The sequence below is a fragment of the Ferroplasma sp. Type II genome (assembly GCF_000496155.1).
On the sequence record NZ_KI542786.1, the window covers coordinates 1 to 1,235 of the forward strand.

At 32.5% G+C, this 1,235-nt stretch carries 1 pseudogene; it reads left to right on the forward strand.

The features are described from left to right. Nucleotides 1–722 precede the first annotated feature (722 nt). Nucleotides 723–1,235, forward strand: a pseudogene (locus tag AMDU4_RS11260) (imidazolonepropionase); the annotation flags it as partial.

Genomic DNA, 1,235 nt, shown 5'->3' on the forward strand with positions numbered 1-1,235 from the left:
CTGAGGATCCCCTTCTACAATAAAATCTATTATATTTTCAATATCAATATCATTTATTATTTCCATTGAACTACGATTTCGTTTATGGTTATTTCCTGAAAATTATCTTCCTGGATACTATTTTATAATTAATAGATTATTTAATCTCTCTTCAGCTCCTGCAACTTTATTGCCAGACTATTATGATCCCATTAATAATTTAGTAATTTCTGTTATAATGAGTATTATATTAATAATTATCCTTGATATTATTACAAAAAATTATAAAATATCTATAAAAATTGGAGGTTTAACAGGTTTTATAGTATATGTGGCTATTATATTATTAGGATTTCCAGCCATATGATTTTACCAGTAATAATTTTTCAATAATTTTGCCTAATTATTTTTCATGAAATCGTATGTTATACGATAATTGGTAGAGTAAGTAAATTTCTGTAAATTATAAATTGCCTTAAAAAATTTATATTATGAAATAAAAAATATACAAGATCAATTTAAAAATGTAAAAGAAAAGATGAAAACCTATGGGTTGAACATAAAAGCCACGGGGGAGTTAGGTAGTAGGCCCTTAACTATGGTAATATAAATTACTTAACACGGTGTTAGACATAATTTAATATTTATATTTTGTTAATAATACTCTGCTTTTGTAGATATTTTAATGAATTGCTGGACTGCTCAATGGATTAAATTTAAATTAAATAGTCTTATATTATGTTATGAAAGCGGTGAAGGCGAATTTGCTTTATGATGGTAAGGGAGTGCAGAAAAATGTTTATGTAAGTTTCGATGGAGACAGCATAATGGAAGTATCCAGGAATAAGCCGGATTGCGAAATTCTTGAGGAGGGCGTTGTAACCCCTGCATTCATTGACCCACACAGCCATATTGGACTGGACAGGGCAGGTGAACCGGGATTAGAGAGTGAGGCAAATGACAAACTTGATTCAATGATACCTCTTGGCAGGGCGATTGATGGGGTATACATGGATGACCACGCATTCACTGAATCCGTAGAAAACAATGTATTATATTCCGTTGTTCTTCCCGGAAGTGGAAATATATTGGGCGGCATGGGATCGCTTATCAGGAATTTCTCAAAAAACACAAAGGATGCTTTTGTGAAGGATATCGGAGTCAAAATGGCTCTGGGATACAATCCACGGAGCACCACTGAATGGAAGGGAATAAGGCCAACAACAAGAATGGGTGTTGCTGCCATAATTAGGGAA